The following is a 17406-nucleotide window of genomic DNA, read 5'->3' as shown; positions in this document are numbered from 1 at the left end:
CTGCGGCCGCTGTGTTTCGGCGTGCAAGTTTGACCCTGTGAGAGGGGTTATCGGCGTCCAATATTGACCCCCGGATGTTTGGCTTTGGCACACTGCCTGTCCTTGGGTTTGGATCCGGGTATTCGAGGAACTTCGGGGTCTCGGCTATGAGGGCGGCTATGATGCCGTCCGCCGTTATGCCCGTGTCTGGCGCCGCGACCGGGTGTCATCGTCAGCCGCAGCGTTCGTGCCACTGAGCTTTGCACCTGGGGAGGCCTACCAGTTCGACTGGAGCCATGACGTGGTGCTGATCAATGGCACGACGGTAACGGTCAAGGTCGCCCATGTCCGGCTCTGCCACAGTCGAATGCTGTTCGTCCGAGCCTATCCGCGCGAGACCGGGATCAACGAGACCCTGGTTCAGGACCTCGCAGGCGGTGACTTCCTCGCCCATGAACGCAATGTCGTGCTGATCGGCGGCACCGGCACTGGAAAAACCCACCTGGCCATCGCCATTGCCCGCGCCGCTATCCGCAATGGTGCCCGCGGCCGCTTCTTCAATGTCGTCGATCTGGTCAACAAGCTCGAGGCCGAGACCCGAGCCGGCCGGCAGGGACGCATGGCCGATTATCTCGGGCGCAAAGAGTTCGTCGTGCTCGATGAACTTGGCTATCTGCCATTCGCCCAGTCCGGTGGCCAACTGCTATTCCACCTGGTCAGCCGCCTCTACGAGCAGACCTCGGTCATCGTCACCACCAACCTGACCTTCGGGGAATGGCCCTTGGTCTTCGGTGACGCCAAGATGACCACCGCGCTCCTCGACCGGCTCACTCACCACTGCGATATCGTCGAGACCGGCAACGAGAGCTGGCGCTTCAAGAACCGCGCCTGAACCCCAACCCGCTGAACCGCCCAGGTGCGCAACCCCGAGCAGCCTCGACGGATCGGATCAGCTCACCGACCTTAGGGGGTCAATATTGTGATCCGGAAAATTCAAAGGTAAAGAGCGAGTATCGTCGACTTTGAAGCCATCGGTGGGGATACTCAAAACTTCGCCCCGTGCCATTCGGTATCGAGCTGTCACGCCTTACTAGGGATCCTCACATGGACAAAGCGACGACCATCATTGGAATAGACTGCAGCCCACGCGCGTCCAGTAACTCAGCGCGGATGCTCGGCGAGGTTCTTCGCTCGCTCGAGAGAGATCGGCGGGTGAAGGTCGTGGAACAGGTGCGTCTGGCCGATGAGCGTATCGACTGTCTCGGGTGCGAGCAGTGTTATCAAACGTTCGGATACCACGGCGACGGGATCGATCGTGTTCTGTCACTCATGAAAGAGTCGGACGTGATTCTGATGGCTACTCCCACCTGCTTCGGAATGCCGCCGGCCCTAGGCGTCGTCTTGCTCGACAGATCGGATCCCCTGTGGCGCGACGGACAACAGCTCAAAGGAAAACTCGGAGCGGTCATCGTCAACGGCGCCACCGATCCCGCGGACGATCCGAGTGTGCGCCTATGCGCGGACAACATGATCAAGTTTTTCGAACAGCACGAGATGCCCTGCGTCCAGCCGGTCCATCTGGGGGGAACGCTCGCGTATCCCGAGCAACGGTTTCCGGACCCGCTCCCCGCCGGGACGATGGGCGTTCTCGAGCAATTGGCTGACGAGATCCGGCAGTGGGTCGGGAGCAGGTGATACCGGCACATCTCTTGCCTCCTCGCGTGTGAGACACGAGGGGCCCAAACATGACCAATCTTCCCACCCGACTTTCGGAACACCTGAGTCTCGGCCGGTTACCGCTTTGCGTTCTGAAATCGCAAGAGCTCCTCGTGCTCGGCGCGGGTATTCAATCGGCGGTGGAGCAACTATCTTCCCAGCCCGATACCGCATGTTCGTTCGGAGTGGACGGTAGGCAGGGAAGTAAACGGGTGTCACTGGCGGAATTACTCGCCCCGGGTGCCGACGAATGGTGGGCCGGGCCGATCGAGTTTAAGCGCCTCGCCGATGATCACGCGGCGCCGTTGTCGTATCCCACGAACGGCCTCTTTCTCTTCACGGTCGAAACGGAGCCGGTGGCGCTTCTCGTTCGGCACGACGATGACGAGCACCCGTTTCTTCTGCGGCTCGAAATCGCCTGTCGTTCCGTCGATCACGCGGACCGAATCCTCGCGCAACTCATGAATGCGTCGCGCGAACGGCTTCGATCGTCTCCGTGCGCGATGTCCATCACGCCCGGGCCGTCGAAGGGCTTTATCTCCCGAGTCGTTTCGTCACCTGTCTCCGACCCCGAACAGCACTTCCTTTCGGCAGACCTCACCGAGCGGCTTCGTGATTTCGTCGCGCCTGAACCCCAACCCGCTGAACCGCCCAGGTGCGCAACCCCGAGCAGCCTCGACGGATCGGATCAGCTCACCGACCTTAGGGGGTCAATATTGCACGCCGATAAGGGGTCAATCTTCAACGCCGTTTGACAGCGGCCGGTGTGGCTTTGGATCTCAAACTCGTGATGCGTCTCTTGCTCTCACACATGCATCAGGGTTTGTTGCTGTGTGCGCAGCTCAGCATCGGTCCCGTGAAAGTGTCGATACCATTCGACAAAGCGCTGCACGCCGTCCTCGAGCGTTGTTGCCGGTGCGAAACCGACAGCACTGCGAAGATCGCTGACGTCGGCGCGAGTCTCCAGAACGTCGCCGGGCGGCAAAGGTACATCCTTGCGCAGCGCACGACGGCCAAGGGCCGTTTCGATGATCGAAATCAGCCGGTTGATCTCCTCGGGCCGGTCATTGCCAATATTGTAGACGCGATGCGGCGCGGAACTTGTAGCAGGATCAGCCGCATAAGCATCCCAATTCGGATCGGGGCTTGGCGGTGAGGCGAGCGTTCGAACCACGCCCTCGACGATGTCGTCGACATAGGTGAAGTCTCGCCAGACGCGTCCGGCATTGGCCACTTCGATTGTCTTCCCCTCGATGATGGCGCGCGTGAATATGTAGACCGCCATGTCGGGTCGGCCCCAGGGGCCGTAAACGGTGAAGAAGCGCAGTCCGGTCGCGGGCAGGCCGAACAGATGGCTGTAGGAATGCGCCATGAATTCGTTTGAACGCTTGGTTGCGGCGTAGAAGCTGACGGGATGGTCGGCGCCATGGTGTTCGGAAAAAGGTATCGTTCGATTAGCGCCATAGACGGAGCTCGACGAGGCGTAGACGAGGTGACTGACGCCGACGTGCCGGCAACCTTCGAGTACATTGAGAAATGCCACGATGTTCGATTGCACATAGGCGTGCGGGTCAAGCAGCGAATATCGCACGCCGGCCTGAGCCGCGAGATGCACAAAGTGTGACGGCCGAAAGTCTGAAAAAAGCGACTTCACGCGCGCCTGGTCCGCCAGATCCATTCGCAACGGAATGAACCCCGGCTCGGCACAGAGACGCGCAAATCGCGCTTCCTTGAGTCTTGGATCGTAATAGGGTGTGAAATTATCGACGCCCACGACTTCCACACCGAGATGCAAAAGCCGCAAGGCCACGTGAAACCCGATGAAGCCGGCAGCGCCGGTGACGACGATTGGACCCTTTCGGGCAAGGCTCATCACGGAGCGATCTGATTGCGATCGAATGGATTTGTTGTGTGGATCATTGTCCAACTTGTCGGCCTTTCGAATTGTCGCCTTTCGGATTCGTTTCGACCCTGTCGATTCCACCGGATCCCGAGATTCCGTCCGCTGAAATCATACGCCGGCGTACTGGGGACAGGCACAGTTGGCGCCGTCAGATGCTCAACTATGTTGAAACGGTTCTTATTCCGGTTGCCTTTGTCCCGGGCGGATGACACCGCCCGGCGACGGGCTCAAAACGGCACTCTTATGGCAGAACCGAGATGCGCCCCAGGAGAGCGACCAATTCAGCCTGACGTTTCGTTTCGGTCTTGGCGAAGAGCGAGGCAAGCTGGGAACGAATGGTGGTGCGGCTGAGCCGCCAACTGCGGGCGATCTCCAAGGGCGCATCGCCCTGGGCCAAGCGCAAAGCGAGGTTCGTTTCCGCGCCTGTCAGGCCAAACATCTTTTGAAGTGTGTGCGGATTTGGCCCGGACCTGCTCTCACGGTCGAGCAATGCCACGATGCTCGTACCATCAGGCGCGATAGCCCCCGTCTCGTTCAATATAACCGGCCTGTCGCCCGCGCTGCGGATCACAACCCAGGACAGTGAGCCCGGCACGAAATTGGCCGGAACATTCGCGATCAGACGCCTTAACGCAACCGACAGCTCGCCGGCCGTAGCAGCCGCTTCGCCCTGACGCTCCAGCGTGGTTTGAGCGGCTGCGTTCCATTCGACCACTTTCCGTTCGCGGTTCAGGATGAGATAGCCACAGCCGATGCGATCAAGCATGCCGGTTATGGATTCCAGACTGCGTATCTTTGGCTGCCCGACCTCTGCGTCCGGTCGAATTGATGCGCGGTCCGAAGGGTAAGTATAAGAAGGCCGCCTCGCATTCGCTTCGCGGTCATACTTAGTCCTCATCACAATGTATCGGCCGCTAGCGGCCTCGGTGTGCCTATCAATCAGTGTCATTTTTCAACCCCCTGCCAAAAGTTTCGCCAGCCCGAAGTAATTTATCCGGGATTTACAAAACAGTTTCCTGCATGCCGGTTGACAAAAATGTCGCCCGCCATTTAGAAACCCTGTATCTTCTGAGGAGTTCTGACCGAAGTCATGCTCCCCCCGCCCTTGATAAAATGCGCTCCACGATAGTGATGTGGCAATCCGGCAGTCGTACTAGGTTGTACGTTTCTTGCTCTAGTCTCGACGGGCTAGTCCGAAGGTTGTAGTCTATGCCTATGAAATCGCGCCCGCCTCGGTCAAATTCGAACCCGTCGGGCAGAATGCTGACTCATCTTGCCTCTCTGTTGGTACTGACCGCTACACTGATATTTGAAATAAAATCATCAGTATATATTGGAGAAAACGCGAGTTTTCTGGAATTTGTTCCCGCTATTATTGTTATTGCCTATCTTGAAGACCGTGCGGTAGCGCTTGCGGCGACGATTCTGATGGTGGCTGTCGGTTTATGGGCACGGGGGCTCGATCAAATTTCCAACGAAGATTGGGCACGCGCCATCCTGCTTCTGGTCTCGGGCGGGGTGATCGCCATGACGTTCCATCGGCTGCGGCAGGACTTGCATGAGGTGCTGGGAGTAGCAGAAGCCAGGCTGGCTGCCGTCGAAGCAACCGAGAGCCGCTACCGCTGGGCCTTCGAACGTGCCGCCATGGGATTCGCAAACTCCAACGAGAAAGGCGAGCTTCTACAGTCCAACAGACGCCTTTGTGAGATGACAGGCTACAAGGAGGAAGAGCTTGCCCAATTGCAGCTCAAGACACTCGTCCATCCGGACGACCGCGACGCCCTGGCACGATTGCTGGCGGGCCTTGGCAATGAAGCTGCCTCGTTCGGTTCGGAGGTCCGTCTGTCAAGAAAGGACGGTACGGCATTCTGGGCCCGGCTGACTCTGTCTTCATCCGTGCCCGATGGGGTCCTCCCCGAGAGCATCTTTGTCGTGGTCGACGATATTTCGGAGCAACGAGCCGCGCACGAAGCGCTCCGAGCTCAAAAGGAGTGGCTGGATCTTGCTTTGTCCGCCGGACGCTTGGCTACGTGGCGGATCGACCTTAAGGAGGCGACCGTAACAGGGTCGGACACGTTCTGGGACATTCTCGGCCTGCCCCCAGCCACTAGCCGCCCCTTGGAGGAACTGGCAGCTGTCGTTCATCCGGCGGACTGGCCAAAGCTGGCAGCGTCGAGAAAGCTCGCGCCGGTCACGAACTACGACGTCGAGATACGCGTCCGGCGGCCGGACGGACATATCCGCTGGGTAGCTCTGCGCGGAAGGGAGGACAAACACGATGATCATCCGCAGCGGCTTGGAGTGGCCGCGGACCTGACCGAACGACGGCAGACCACATTGCTGCGCGCCGCGGCAAAGAAGCGGGAGCGCATCATGCTCGAACAACGCCACAGATTCAGCAACCTGTTCCCGGTGATCACCGCGCTCGTGAAGATGGTCAATGTTCCCGACAACAATGTCGCCAAATACAAGGAGACGCTGATCGACCGGATTCGTGCGCTTGAGGCAACCCATCTGCTCCTTTCAGGCAAGGGGAACCATTCGGCGATGCTCCACGATCTCGTCGTACAGGAATTGCAACCGTATATGGGAACACGTGACATATCCGTCAGCGGTCCTTCCGTCGCAATGTCGGGAGGCGCCGCCGAGAGTTTTGCGATGATTGCGCACGAACTCACGACCAATTCCATGAAACATGGAGCACTTGGCGATTCAAAGGGCCGGATCGAGGTGAATTGGACCTTTGCATCCGAGGACGCTGGCAGTGACATCGTCTTCGAATGGCTGGAATCGGGGCGGCGGCGAACTTCAAATGTTATTCGTCACGGTTTCGGTTCGATGATACTCGGAGTGGATGGAGCGCCGCTTGTCGGTCATTCCCCCAAGCTGGAAATGTCGGATCACGGGCTGCGATATTCGCTAAAGCTGTCTCGCAAGGAAATCGGCCCTTAACGCATCGGCTCGGAATCGATTTTAGAAGGCAGAGTGCGTGGATTTGGAGTTCCGGAGCGTCCGATAAGGGCGCGGCGCTTTAATTGGCATTCTTCGTAAGCCAAGTCTTCAGCAAAACGGCAGCTTCTGTCCTATTCCGAACTCCAAGCTCACGCAGCACCGCGGCGGCATGGATTTTGGTCGTCGCTTCGGCTATTTCCAGATCGCGTGCAATTTCCTTGTTCGAATATCCTTCCGCCATCAGCTTGAGCACTTCCTGCTGCCTCGAAGTCAACCTGCCAAGATTGGCACTGGTGGTACGTCGGGGCGGGATTTGTTCCGCGGGCATAGGTGCGAGAGTTGCCTGCCCCGCACCTGGGCGTGACAGAAGTGCGGGGACGTAGATGCGGCCCGCAAGGATTTCGTTGACGGCCAGCACGACCTCCTCGTCTCTCTGCGACTTTACGATATAACCGTGAAGCCCGATCGAAAGAGCCGTCAGTATTTCCGCGCGTGAATCGTTCCCGGAAACGATGGCAAATCGTGTATCCGGATAAGCCGACAGGATGCCGCTGAGCACTTCCTGGTTGAACAGTCCCGGCATGTTCAGGTCCAGAACGGCAAGATCGACGAAAGCCTGCTCGGCCAACAGGCTGAGCACGGCATCGAAACACGACGCCTCAAATATCTCGACACCGGGAATGCCTGCGGTCAATGCCAACCGCAGGCCACGACGATACAAGCCATGATCGTCGGCGATAACGATTCGGTACATTTGAACTACCCCAACGCACTCTGGATGAATTGAACGGCAACGGACTTGGAAGGTGTGGCCATCCACTCGTCGATTCACCCAGTCAACGCCAGCGGTGCCCCAACACCGCAAACGCCAGGTTGCTAATATAATCCTTGATAACGGAAAACGCTTCTCTTTTTTTTGAACTGCCGTCAACAGGACCGCCGGACCTTGTCAGACATCCGTTCTGAACCCCAGGAACCCTCGCCGCAGCACCCTCCGCCTACCTTGCGACAGGCGCCTCGAGAGGCACCGATTTCGCGTCAGAACTGCTCCAGCCATAGAACACCAGAACGGCTGGATCGTTACCATTCGAATGCACGACGACATCCACCCCGACCGCCACTTACCATCAAGCCTACAATGTCCGGACCAAAGCGTCTGTGGGATTTTCCACAGGTCCTCTCAAGGAAACAAGAACGCGACTTTCCGGGTGCTGAACAGAACTGGGGTAGGGTGGCCGGCTCATGACAATGGTGATCAGGCCTAACGAACACGGGAGAAGCAAATGAAAGCGGTGATTCAATGTGGTGGCATGGGGACACGTCTTCGCCCCTTCACATCAGTCTTGCCGAAGCCGCTCATGCCGATCGGTGCTCGGCCGGTCCTCGAGATGCTGCTGAAATGGCTGCGGCGCAACGGTATCCAGGAAGTCTACATCACCACCGGGTATCTCGGGCATCTGATCCGCACCGTTTGCGGAGACGGTTCGCAGTGGAATCTGAAAATCCGATATACCCAGGAGATGGAGCCGCTCGGCACCATCGGACCACTCTCCTTGATCAGGGATGAACTAAACGAACCCTTTATCGTTCTCAACGGCGACGTTCTTACCGATCTGAGCATTAGTCGCTTCGTCGCGGCGCATCGCAAGCACAACGATCCGGTGACGATCGCCACAGCTTCCCGCCTGCACAAGATGGACTTCGGCGTCATCGACGAAGTCGACAACACCGTGCAGGTCTTCCGCGAGAAGCCGACGCTTTCGCATCTGGTCAGCATGGGGATCTACTGCATGAACCCAGATGTTCTGCAGTTCATTCCGTCCGGCATACCGTTCGGGTTCGACGACCTTATGCTGCAGATGATGCAGAACGGTACACCAGTCCACGTGTACAAACACGATGGCCTCTGGCTCGATATCGGGCGCGTCGACGACTTTCAGAGTGCACAAGCCATTTCCTGGGAAGACCAGTCGGCCTCGATCGAGGTCACTGCCACGGCTGCGTGACGCAATCACCAAGCCCCTGTCCCGCAGTCAACAATCTAGGAGGTCATGATGCTCTTGGTCAGTGCCCCAATTTTGGGTATGCCGGAGAAAACAGCTTTGTCCAAGGTCATCGACAGCAGTTGGCTGACGATGGGCGAGCAGGTGAAAGCCTTTGAAGAGGCTTTTGCCAAGGCGCACGATGCGGAGGATTGCGTCGCGGTCAGCTCCTGCACCGCAGCGCTTCATCTCATTCTGCACGCGCTCGGCATCGGACCAGGCGACGAGGTGCTGGTCCCATCGATGACTTTCGTGGCGACGGCCAACGCGGTTCTCTATGTCGGCGCGACCCCGGTCTTTGTCGATATCGAGTCGGTTGACGTGCCATTGATGTCGATCGCGGAAGCTGAGGCGCGGTGCACGGAACGCACCAAGGCGGTCATTCTCGTGCATTTCGCCGGCTACCTGGCCAATCGGGAAGAGTGGCAGAGGTTCGCCCGGGCCCGAGGGCTGCATATCATCGAGGATGCCGCGCATGCTCCGGGCTTGAAAGAGGTCGGAACGTACGGCACCGCAGCCGCCTTCAGCTTCTACGGCAACAAGAACATGACCACGGCGGAAGGCGGGGCGGTGATTGCCCGGGATCCCGAGCTGCTCGAGAAAATCCGCCAGGCCCGCGGACACGGGATGACCTCAGGGACGCGCCAAAGACTGAACAGCCGCACGGCGCACTATGATGTCACCATGCTCGGGTTCAACTATCGCATGGACGAAATGCGGGCCGCAATCGGATTGGTCCAACTGCAGAACTTGCAGGAATGGAACGAGATCAGGCGTATCCTGGTCATGCTCTACCGGCGCCTCGTCGCAAAACATTGCCCGGCCGTGACGATCCCGTTCCACGAACCACGGACGTCGGCTTACCACATCATGCCTGTCCTCTTGCCGCGCTACGTCAACAGGCAAGACGTTGTCGATTCATTGCGTACTGAGGGGATACAAACCACCGTCCACTATCCGCCCGTCCACGAGATGACGCTCTATCGCGAGCTTTTCCCCGGGATCCACTTGCCGCGGACCGAGGATTTTGCTCAGCGCGAGCTGACATTGCCACTGCATCCCCAGATCACCGCGCCTGTTGTCGAAGCGGTCGTGGTCGCTCTTGCCGCCGCCGTCAACGGCCGCGCCCAAGCAGGAACCGCCGCATGAATGCTCTCGACCTTTCTCTTCACCGATCTGGCATCTCAAGGGCCAGCCACGGGTTCGCGAGGCGAGCAATCGACCTCGTCCTGGCTACGGCCGCAGCCATAGTCTTCGCTCCGCTGATGCTGGTGATCGCCTTGGCGCTGTTTCTGGAAGGCGGCAGGCCGATCTTCTTTGCCCAGACCCGGGTGGGTGCGGGCGGCCGGCCCTTTCGCATGTACAAGTTCCGTAAATTCGATGTGCGGTGCGATTCCCATGGCTTCGCGCTGACCATGGCTGGCGACAGCCGCATGACGACAATAGGGCGAATCCTGGCCATCACCAAATTCGACGAGCTTCCACAATTGTGGAACGTCTTCAAGGGAGAGATGGCGATTATCGGACCGCGCCCCGAGAGTCTCGCCTTCGCCGATTGTTTCCGCGGTGGTTTTGAGGACATCCTGCAATACAAGCCGGGCTTGGTCGGTCCGGCCCAAGTTGTCTACCGCAACGAAGCACACTGTTATCCGCAGTCCGGCGATCCGCTGCTGTTCTATCGCGAGGTTCTGTTTCCGGCCAAGGCCAAGCTCGACCTTTCCTATTACCCAAAGCGCACCATCATCTCAGACATTGTCTGGATGGTGCGTGGCTTTCTGGCGGTTGTCGGCCGGGGCTCGTCGCCGCCGCAAGCCAGCTTCCAAGAGCAAGGTTAGCGCGTCACGCATACAAGGGGGCACCTAGTTATGAACTACAAGGGCAGGAAAGTTCTGGTCACTGGCGCCGATGGGTTCATCGGCTCGCATCTTACCGAAGCGCTCGTCCGAAGCGGAGCGGATGTCACGGCGATGGCCCTCTACAATTCCTTCGACAGCCACGGTTGGCTGGATGATTTGCCGGATAACATTCGAAGCCAGTTGAACCTCATCCGCGGCGATGTTCGCGACAGTGCGTTCGTCAACCGGGTCATGCGTGGCCAGGTGGTTGTGTTTCATCTCGCGGCACTCATCGCGATACCATACTCATATGCCGCGGCCCAATCCTATGTGGACACCAATATCCTGGGTACGGTGAACGTGCTCGAGGCGGCGCGGCAATGGGAGACGGAGCGGGTGGTGCACACCTCGACCAGCGAGGTCTATGGCACCGCACTGACCATGCCAATCAGTGAATCCCATCCGTTGCAGGGCCAGTCACCATATTCGGCCTCCAAGATCGGCGCGGACATGATGGCGGAATCCTATGCCAGGTCGTTCGACGTCCCCGTGGTCATCATGCGGCCCTTCAACACATACGGTCCGCGCCAGAGTGAGCGAGCCATCGTGCCGACCATCATAAGGCAGGTCCTCGATCCGAATTGTCAGGCGATCATGGTCGGAGATACAAGTCCGATCCGAGACCTTACTTTCGTGGAAGACACGGCCGCGGCATTCATGGCCGCCGGTTCGGCCGAGCTCGAATTCGGTCATGCCTACAATGCCGGCACCCAGCGTGCCGTGACGGTCTCGGACGTATTGGATCTGGTGCTCGAGTTGAGCGGTACCAAAAAGCCGGTCCATCGCGACGAACGCCGCCTGCGGCCTCAGAATTCCGAGGTCCGCGCCCTGCTGGCCGATCCTTCGCGCCTTGAAAGCAAGACCGGATGGCGAGCTCAGACCAGCCTGCGCGACGGGCTGGAGCGAACCATCGGATGGTGGAAGGGACGCCTCAGTGAAGGCCGCGTGCGGCGGGAAATGGGTTATATGACATGATTTTTCGCCAGCGTGCGTTGGCTCTGCTGTTGTTTGTGGCTGGCCTGTCGTTGGATTTGCCCGCGGCCGGAAGTCGACAAAACAACGCGCCGACGCAATTTACCGCGCCGGTGACCATGGAGCTGCCGGATTATTTGCAGCCAACGACCGATCCAGCGTTCGGGACACAGTTCGCGCGCATCACCAAGATGGGCATCCTTGGCAACGGGGTCGTATGCGGCAACGAATACTGCAGGCACCGTTATTCAAGCGCTCAAGCCTGGAATTCGGACCAGAGCCTTCTCGTCATCACCAACGGCTGCAACGGCATGTGCTTTCTGGATGGGCGTACATATGCCCCGCTGTTTCGTCGCGCTCGATCAATTGAGTGCGAGTGGCACCCTCAAAACGCGGAGCTGATGATCTGCGTTTCCGGCCGGCAAGTATCGACCTGGGCGCCACGGACCAATCGCGAAGACATCCTGTTCGTTTCGAACGACTATCGTGATCTGCGTTTCGGGCCGGGCAAGGGCAATCCAAGCCGTGACGGCAACCGCATAGCGGTGCGCGCGCTCCGTGAGAATGGCGAAGTGGTGGTTTTTGCCTATGACCTCAAGGAGCGGAAGAAATTCCCGGACATCGAGCTCGATCAACTTGGCGGAACCAACGGCGCCTGTTCCATCTCTCCGCTCGGAACCAGCATTCTATGCCTTCAGGAGATAGTGAGCGGCTTCCAACAGGCCTTTATTTTCACAGTCGATGGCACTTTGCGTCAGAAGTGGATTGAACATCACCGGCCAGGCCACGGCGACATGACGGTCGATGAAGATGGCAGCGAAGTCTATGTAGGCATCAGCAAATCCGATCCGGACAAGTATCAGGTGATCAAACGGAGACTGTCCGACGGCAAGGTCACTCCGCTTACGAAGTACGGCGAAGCCATGCATGCATCCCTGCGTGCGCTGGCCAGGCCTGGCTGGGTGTTCCTGACCTATGGCGGCGATCCGGATGAGATATCGGCTCAACCGGACTGGGCGCCATATGCACAGGAAGTGATCGCGCTGCGCATCGACGGCAGCGGTGAGGTTCGACGCATCGCGCAATCGAGAAGCACTCAGCTCGACTATCGGAGCGAGACCCATGCCTCACCGTCGCCTGACGGCTCACAAGTAATCTGGTCCAGCAACTGGGGTGTGCCCGGCGGGCCAGTTTACGACTTCGTCTCTCGCCTCGACTGGCCGGAAGAGCCGAGCTCGAACCGGAAGGAGATTGTCACCAATGGTAATCATTAATCGAACGCTTCTTGCCGTGCTTGGCATGCTGTCCGTGATGGACATGGCTGCCGCAGCGGACGCACGGGTCGCTTACCGAATTTCCGCCGGCGATACCGTCGAGATAGGAATTGCTTCCGCCCCGGAACGAACACAACGTGCCGTGGTGCAAATGGACGGCACGATCGCGCTTTCCGAAGTCGGGATGATTTCGGTCGCCGGGCTGACCTCGGCCGAATTGCAAACGCGCATGGAGACGATCCTGCCAACCAAGATATTTCACCAGCGCCTGACTGACGGCCGAGAGCAAATGATCGTCGTCAAGCCAAGTGACGTGACGGCCGTGATCGCCGAATATCGGCCGATCTATGTAACCGGCGACGTGCTCACGCCCGGGCAGCAGGTCTACCGGCCGCTCATGACCGTGCGGCAGGCGATTGCCGTGTCCGGCGGTTTCAGCCTGTTGCGGTCGCGGGCAAACCAGGCCGGCCCCGATCCGGTGGATCTGCGGCGCGACTATGAAGGGGCTTGGGGAGAATACACCCGAGACTATTTTCATAGCGCCCGCCTGCGCGCCGAACTGCAGAACCAGGCGAAATTCGACATGCAGGCCCCGCAAGGGTCACCCTTGTCGGCGACTTTCGTGTCGGCAATCGCCCAGGCTGAAGCAGAAGGGCTCAAGCTCTCCCTGGACAACTTCCAGCAGGAGCAAAGCTATCTCGAAAAAAGCGCCAAGGATGCCGCGGAACAGATAGAGATGCTGCTCAAGCGCGAGCAAGCCGAAGCGGCCGCGGTCAAAGCCGACGAGGCCGATCTGGCGCGGATAACGAAAGTGTTCCAGGCAGGCAATCTGACCAACGACAGGCTCGCCGACGTCCGGCGCGGTGTGCTTCTCTCTTCCAGCCGGGCACTCGAAACGTCGGTCGAGCTCATGAGAACACGACGCCAACAGGACGATTTTGCCAGACAGATCGAGCGCAATGAAAATCTGAGAAGGATTGGTCTTCTGACCGAGTTGAAGGATACCAATGTGCGCCTTGCCGACACAACCGCAAGACTTCGCGCCGCCAGCCAGAAGCTGCAGCCGACGGGCGCGTCCACCCAGCCGCTGCCGGTCGCCGGCGAAAGGGTCGAGGCTCAGGTCACGATCGTCCGCAAGGCGGGCGAAGAATGGCGTCAACAGCCGGCCGAAGAAGACACCGAAGTGATGCCGGGAGATACGATCGAGGTAAGATTCGGCGGAGCCCTCGAAACCTCAGCGATCCAATAGAACCTGCTCCGTCCCGATGGTATCGGGACGGAGATTTCTATCTCCGTTTGACCGCAATCTTCTCCGAAAGCTACTTTTTCGCCGATCGCGGACTTTGGTCCGGATCCTGGTCTGGGCCGGCCGCACACCTTGGTTGGGCAGGGCGCAACCCGGTCTGCGTCGATTGTCTACGGCCTTATTGTTTGAAGGCCCTGGAAACCTGGTCGGTAAAGGGTTTCAGCAGATAGGACCAGACATTGCGCTCGTCGGTGCTGATGTGGACTTCGGCGGGCATGCCCGGTTTGAGTATCTTCTCTCCAGTCAGGCAGGTTGCCTCGTTTTCGACGTCGATGCGCGCCGAAAAATACGAGAGATCACGTTGCTGATCCTTGATCAGATCCGCGGAGACGCGGTTGACCGAGCCCTCGCACGCTGGCGTGGTTCCGACGTCGAAAGCCGGGAAACGGATTGAGACCCGCTGTCCGGGACGAACGTCGTCAATGCGCGATGGAGGAATGAGCGCGTCCACGACAAGGTTGTCGGCATCGGGCACAATCATCATGATCGCTTCCCCGGCACCAATCACACCTCCGACAGTGTGGACAGAGGATTCTTGCACCGTTCCCGACTGCGGGGCGCGGATGTCGGTCCTGGAGAGTTCGTCTTGCGCCACCACCTTGCGCCCACTGAGTTCGGTTTCCTTGGCTTCCGTTTCGCGAAGTTCGCCCGTTACCTCGCTGCGCATTTGTTCGTCGAGCTGAAGCACCTGCAGGTCGGTTTCGCTGATTTTCGCCTGCACCTCCGCTATGGCCGCGAGGAGGCGTCCCGACTCGCCGCGAGTTCGCGTCTCCTCCAACTGGACATTGCTCAGCCTCTCCTTCGACACCAATTTCTTTGCATAGAGAGCCTCGACGTCGGCACGGCTCTTGGTCAGCAGAGCCAGCGACTCGTCCATCGCCGCCTGCTGCGCCTTGAGGCCATCGATCTGACGTTCAAGTTGCTTCGAGCGGCTTTGCAATTGTGCCTTCTGGCCAGCCAGCGCGGTGGCACGGCTTTCGAACACGGCACGCTCGCCACTGACAAGCGTTGCCAGTTGCGGGTCGTCCATCCGGACTCGAAGGCTGGGTGGAAGCTGCATCTCCGGCAGACCCCGTCGTTCAGCCTCAAGTCGCGCCAGACGAACGTTGGCGCGATCCAGGTCTTCACTGACTATCTGCAGGTTTGACCGTGTCACCGTGTCGTCAAGCCTGACCAGCACGTCGCCGGCCTGCACATGATCCCCATCCTGGGCGAAGATGCCGCCGACGGTGCCGCCGGTTTGATGCTGGACTTTCTTTATGCTGCTTTCGACCACCACGGTGGCGGGCGCAATCACCGCGCCGGCAATGTTGGTCAACCCCAGCCATAGCCCTCCGCCGACGACCAGCAGGGCAGTGGTTGCCAGACCGAGGATAAGGTTGGCGCGAATGCCGTCCGGCTCATCGACCGGGTTCGTCCCGATCCACTGGCTTGGGCCAGCGGCCGGGGCAAAGGAGGACATGGTCACGTCAGACACGGAAAGACCTCACGCATGCCCGCTTGCACCTTTCTGGATCGGTACGACTGCACCTGGCCTCTCCGGACGCGGGAAGGGCCGGATCACATTTGCCAGAACGTCTTCGCGCGAACCAAACGAATGGAGCATCCCATTCGACAAGACGAGTACCTGATCGATGTTGACGAGAGCGGAGGGACGATGCGCAACGACGATCGCGATGCCGCCACGTTGGCGCACTGCCAGGATCGCCCCGGCCAACGCGACATCGCCGTCTGCATCCAGGTTGGAATTGGGTTCGTCGAGAACGACAAGGAATGGATCGCCATAAAGTGCCCTGGCGAGCCCGACCAGCTGCCTCTGCCCGGCTGAGAGGTTCGCTCCTCCTTCACCGATGCGCGTTTGAAAACCCTCTGGCAGGCGCATGATCATCTTGTCGACGCCCGCGGTCTTGGCGGCTGCCAGCACGCCCCTTGCGTCACCCTGACCGCCAAACCTCGAAATGTTATCCGCGATCGTTCCGTCGAACAGCTCGACGTCCTGCGGCAGGTAACCAATATGAGTGCCGAGCAGCTCCGAATTCCATTGATCGAGCGAGGCGCCGTCCAATCTTACCGTTCCGCGAAGCGGCTTCCATGCACCGACCAAGGCGCGCACGAGCGTGGTCTTGCCGGAGCCGCTCGGACCGACGATCGCCAGCCCCGCGCCCTTCGACAAGCGGAAGCTCACATTGATGACCGTCGGCTTCTGCAGACTTGGTGGTGCGACCGTCAGTTCCTCGACAACAAGCTGTGTCTGTGGACGCGGCAGTTCCATGACCTCTTTCTGACTATCGAAAGCATCGAGCGCCCTCGCCAGGTCGGAATAGCTTCGGCGGGTGGCCAGAAACCCTCTCCAGTTTGCGATCGCCACGTCGACCGGCGCCAATGAGCGGCCCAGCAATATGGACGACGCGATGATCACGCCGGGCGAAGCCTCGCCGCCGATCACAAGGTAGGCGCCAAGACCCAGTACGCACGACTGCAGAGCCATCCGGAGTGTCTTTGACAATGAGCTCGTTGCGCCGACGATGTCGGATAGCCGTTCCTGGTTCCTGAGATAGAGATGGCTGATCTCGCTCCAGCGTTGGCCGAGCCGGGCGGAAAGGCCCATGGCCTGAACGACCTCCGCGTTGCGGCGGCCGGAATCAGCGAGAAGCCGCTGCGCCACGAGGGTTTCAGACGCACGCGCCGCGGGTCTGCGGCTAACGACTTCAGCGACCACCGTCAAAAGCACAACAGCTAACGCGCCGAGCGTTGCAAGCACGCCAAGCGAAGGGTGCAGCAGATAGATGACCACCATGTAAAACGGTATCCAGGGAACGTCGAACACGACGGTTGGTCCCAGCCCGGAAAGAAAGCCGCGCAACTGATCCAGATCGCGAAGCGGCTGCACCCGGTTCGCGTCAGGCCCGGCAACGAGCGGCAGGGAAAGCGAGGCAGAGAACGCCTTTTGCTGCAGATTTCTATGCAGGCGGCTGCCGATGCGGACCAACAGTCGTAGCCTGACGAAATCGAGGAGACCGTAGACCGCGTACAGGCCCAGCATCCCGATTGTGAACCCAACAAGCGTCGGGACGCTCTGCGAAGGCAGAACGCGATCGTAGACCTGGAGCATGTAAACGGAGCCGGTCAAGGCGAGAACGTTTATCACTGCCGAGAAAACGCCGACGCCGATAAGCCCATGCACTGAGCCGAACATGGCGGAGCGTAGATCGAGCGAGCGCCCTTCCGTTGGCTTCATGGGTTGTGATCTTTCGCACGGAGTCGCCGCGCTATCTCTTCGGTTCTGTCGGTGATGGGGATAACCTCTTGCCTGGCGGAAGGCAGCTGCTTCATTTTCGGAACATTATGGTTTGCTTACATACGTGCT

Annotated in this window: 14 protein-coding genes and 1 pseudogene; 10 read left to right on the top strand and 5 right to left on the bottom strand. The window is 59.4% G+C overall.

Translation table 11 applies throughout. The annotated features are described in order from the left end of the window. Positions 1-112: 112 nt before the first annotated feature. The 3 genes and pseudogenes from istB to MESS4_RS19205 form a co-directional block, all read left to right on the top strand. Positions 113-871: pseudogene (gene istB, locus MESS4_RS34675) on the top strand (IS21-like element helper ATPase IstB); the annotation flags it as partial. Positions 872-1083: 212 nt separating this feature from the next. Continuing rightward, entirely contained in the window at positions 1084-1674 is a 591-nt protein-coding gene (locus tag MESS4_RS19210; RefSeq protein ID WP_006334414.1) for a flavodoxin family protein, read from the top strand. Positions 1675-1724: 50 nt separating this feature from the next. After that, positions 1725-2450 carry a hypothetical protein gene (locus MESS4_RS19205; RefSeq protein ID WP_006334410.1) on the top strand — a complete coding sequence of 242 codons (726 nt, stop codon included), beginning with the start codon at positions 1725-1727 and terminating at the stop codon, positions 2448-2450. A 50-nt stretch (positions 2451-2500) separates the two neighbouring features. Here MESS4_RS19205 and MESS4_RS19200 read toward each other — a convergent pair whose 3' ends face one another. Then, complete coding sequence (locus tag MESS4_RS19200) at positions 2501-3568, bottom strand: NAD-dependent epimerase (RefSeq protein WP_006334408.1); 1068 nt, start codon at positions 3566-3568, stop codon at positions 2501-2503. Positions 3569-3839: 271 nt separating this feature from the next. After that, the gene (locus MESS4_RS19195; RefSeq protein ID WP_244441169.1) at positions 3840-4364 is read right to left on the bottom strand and encodes a helix-turn-helix transcriptional regulator; all 525 of its coding nucleotides are present in this window, start codon (positions 4362-4364) and stop codon (positions 3840-3842) included. A gap of 494 nt (positions 4365-4858) precedes the next feature. Between MESS4_RS19195 and MESS4_RS19190 the strand changes: the two genes are divergently transcribed. Further along, positions 4859-6550, top strand: a complete 1692-nt coding sequence (locus MESS4_RS19190) for a PAS domain S-box protein (RefSeq protein ID WP_006334406.1) — start codon at positions 4859-4861, stop codon at positions 6548-6550. Positions 6551-6629: 79 nt separating this feature from the next. Here MESS4_RS19190 and MESS4_RS19185 read toward each other — a convergent pair whose 3' ends face one another. Continuing rightward, a complete protein-coding gene (locus tag MESS4_RS19185; RefSeq protein ID WP_006334405.1) occupies positions 6630-7304 on the bottom strand; it encodes a response regulator transcription factor in 675 nt (224 codons plus the stop codon). A gap of 529 nt (positions 7305-7833) precedes the next feature. Here MESS4_RS19185 and MESS4_RS19180 point away from each other — a divergent pair. The 6 genes from MESS4_RS19180 to MESS4_RS19155 are packed head-to-tail and all read left to right on the top strand — an operon-like array spanning position 7834 to position 13982. After that, positions 7834-8556, top strand: a complete 723-nt coding sequence (locus MESS4_RS19180) for an NDP-sugar synthase (protein WP_006334404.1) — start codon at positions 7834-7836, stop codon at positions 8554-8556. A 48-nt stretch (positions 8557-8604) separates the two neighbouring features. After that, positions 8605-9741, top strand: a complete 1137-nt coding sequence (locus MESS4_RS19175; protein WP_006334403.1) for a DegT/DnrJ/EryC1/StrS family aminotransferase — start codon at positions 8605-8607, stop codon at positions 9739-9741. After that, on the top strand, positions 9738-10427 hold the full coding sequence (locus MESS4_RS19170) for a sugar transferase (RefSeq protein ID WP_006334402.1): 690 nt from the start codon (positions 9738-9740) through the stop codon (positions 10425-10427). Before MESS4_RS19175 ends, MESS4_RS19170 begins: the two co-directional genes overlap by 4 nt. A gap of 30 nt (positions 10428-10457) precedes the next feature. Next, on the top strand, positions 10458-11462 hold the full coding sequence (locus MESS4_RS19165) for an SDR family NAD(P)-dependent oxidoreductase (RefSeq protein WP_006334401.1): 1005 nt from the start codon (positions 10458-10460) through the stop codon (positions 11460-11462). Beyond that, positions 11459-12733: a hypothetical protein gene (locus tag MESS4_RS19160; RefSeq protein WP_006334400.1), complete on the top strand. Its 1275-nt coding sequence runs from the start codon at positions 11459-11461 to the stop codon at positions 12731-12733. The genes MESS4_RS19165 and MESS4_RS19160 overlap by 4 nt, the downstream gene beginning before the upstream one ends. 25 nt (positions 12734-12758) lie before the next feature. After that, positions 12759-13982 (top strand): polysaccharide biosynthesis/export family protein, encoded by a 1224-nt coding sequence (locus MESS4_RS19155; RefSeq protein WP_244441168.1) that lies wholly within the window; start codon positions 12759-12761, stop codon positions 13980-13982. Positions 13983-14157: 175 nt separating this feature from the next. Here the strand turns inward: MESS4_RS19155 and MESS4_RS19150 are convergent, their stop codons facing one another. After that, complete coding sequence (locus MESS4_RS19150) at positions 14158-15516, bottom strand: HlyD family type I secretion periplasmic adaptor subunit (protein ID WP_244441167.1); 1359 nt, start codon at positions 15514-15516, stop codon at positions 14158-14160. Positions 15517-15525: 9 nt separating this feature from the next. After that, the gene (locus MESS4_RS19145; protein WP_006334397.1) at positions 15526-17277 is read right to left on the bottom strand and encodes a type I secretion system permease/ATPase; all 1752 of its coding nucleotides are present in this window, start codon (positions 17275-17277) and stop codon (positions 15526-15528) included. Positions 17278-17406 lie beyond the last annotated feature (129 nt).

It is taken from the genome of Mesorhizobium sp. STM 4661 (assembly GCF_000359125.1).
GTDB lineage: Bacteria > Pseudomonadota > Alphaproteobacteria > Rhizobiales > Rhizobiaceae > Mesorhizobium.
This window is presented reverse-complemented; position numbering and strand designations above follow the sequence as displayed.

Bases quoted from the DNA above. Each gene is read 5' to 3' on its own strand.
- MESS4_RS19210 (WP_006334414.1), top strand. From the start codon at position 1,084: ATGGACAAAGCGACGACCATCATTGGAATAGACTGCAGCCCACGCGCG.
- MESS4_RS19205 (WP_006334410.1), top strand. From the start codon at position 1,725: ATGACCAATCTTCCCACCCGACTTTCGGAACACCTGAGTCTCGGCCGG.
- MESS4_RS19200 (WP_006334408.1), bottom strand. From the start codon at position 3,568: ATGAGCCTTGCCCGAAAGGGTCCAATCGTCGTCACCGGCGCTGCCGGC.
- MESS4_RS19195 (WP_244441169.1), bottom strand. From the start codon at position 4,364: ATGCTTGATCGCATCGGCTGTGGCTATCTCATCCTGAACCGCGAACGG.
- MESS4_RS19190 (WP_006334406.1), top strand. From the start codon at position 4,859: ATGCTGACTCATCTTGCCTCTCTGTTGGTACTGACCGCTACACTGATA.
- MESS4_RS19185 (WP_006334405.1), bottom strand. From the start codon at position 7,304: ATGTACCGAATCGTTATCGCCGACGATCATGGCTTGTATCGTCGTGGC.
- MESS4_RS19180 (WP_006334404.1), top strand. From the start codon at position 7,834: ATGAAAGCGGTGATTCAATGTGGTGGCATGGGGACACGTCTTCGCCCC.
- MESS4_RS19175 (WP_006334403.1), top strand. From the start codon at position 8,605: ATGCTCTTGGTCAGTGCCCCAATTTTGGGTATGCCGGAGAAAACAGCT.
- MESS4_RS19170 (WP_006334402.1), top strand. From the start codon at position 9,738: ATGAATGCTCTCGACCTTTCTCTTCACCGATCTGGCATCTCAAGGGCC.
- MESS4_RS19165 (WP_006334401.1), top strand. From the start codon at position 10,458: ATGAACTACAAGGGCAGGAAAGTTCTGGTCACTGGCGCCGATGGGTTC.
- MESS4_RS19160 (WP_006334400.1), top strand. From the start codon at position 11,459: ATGATTTTTCGCCAGCGTGCGTTGGCTCTGCTGTTGTTTGTGGCTGGC.
- MESS4_RS19155 (WP_244441168.1), top strand. From the start codon at position 12,759: ATGCTGTCCGTGATGGACATGGCTGCCGCAGCGGACGCACGGGTCGCT.
- MESS4_RS19145 (WP_006334397.1), bottom strand. From the start codon at position 17,277: ATGAAGCCAACGGAAGGGCGCTCGCTCGATCTACGCTCCGCCATGTTC.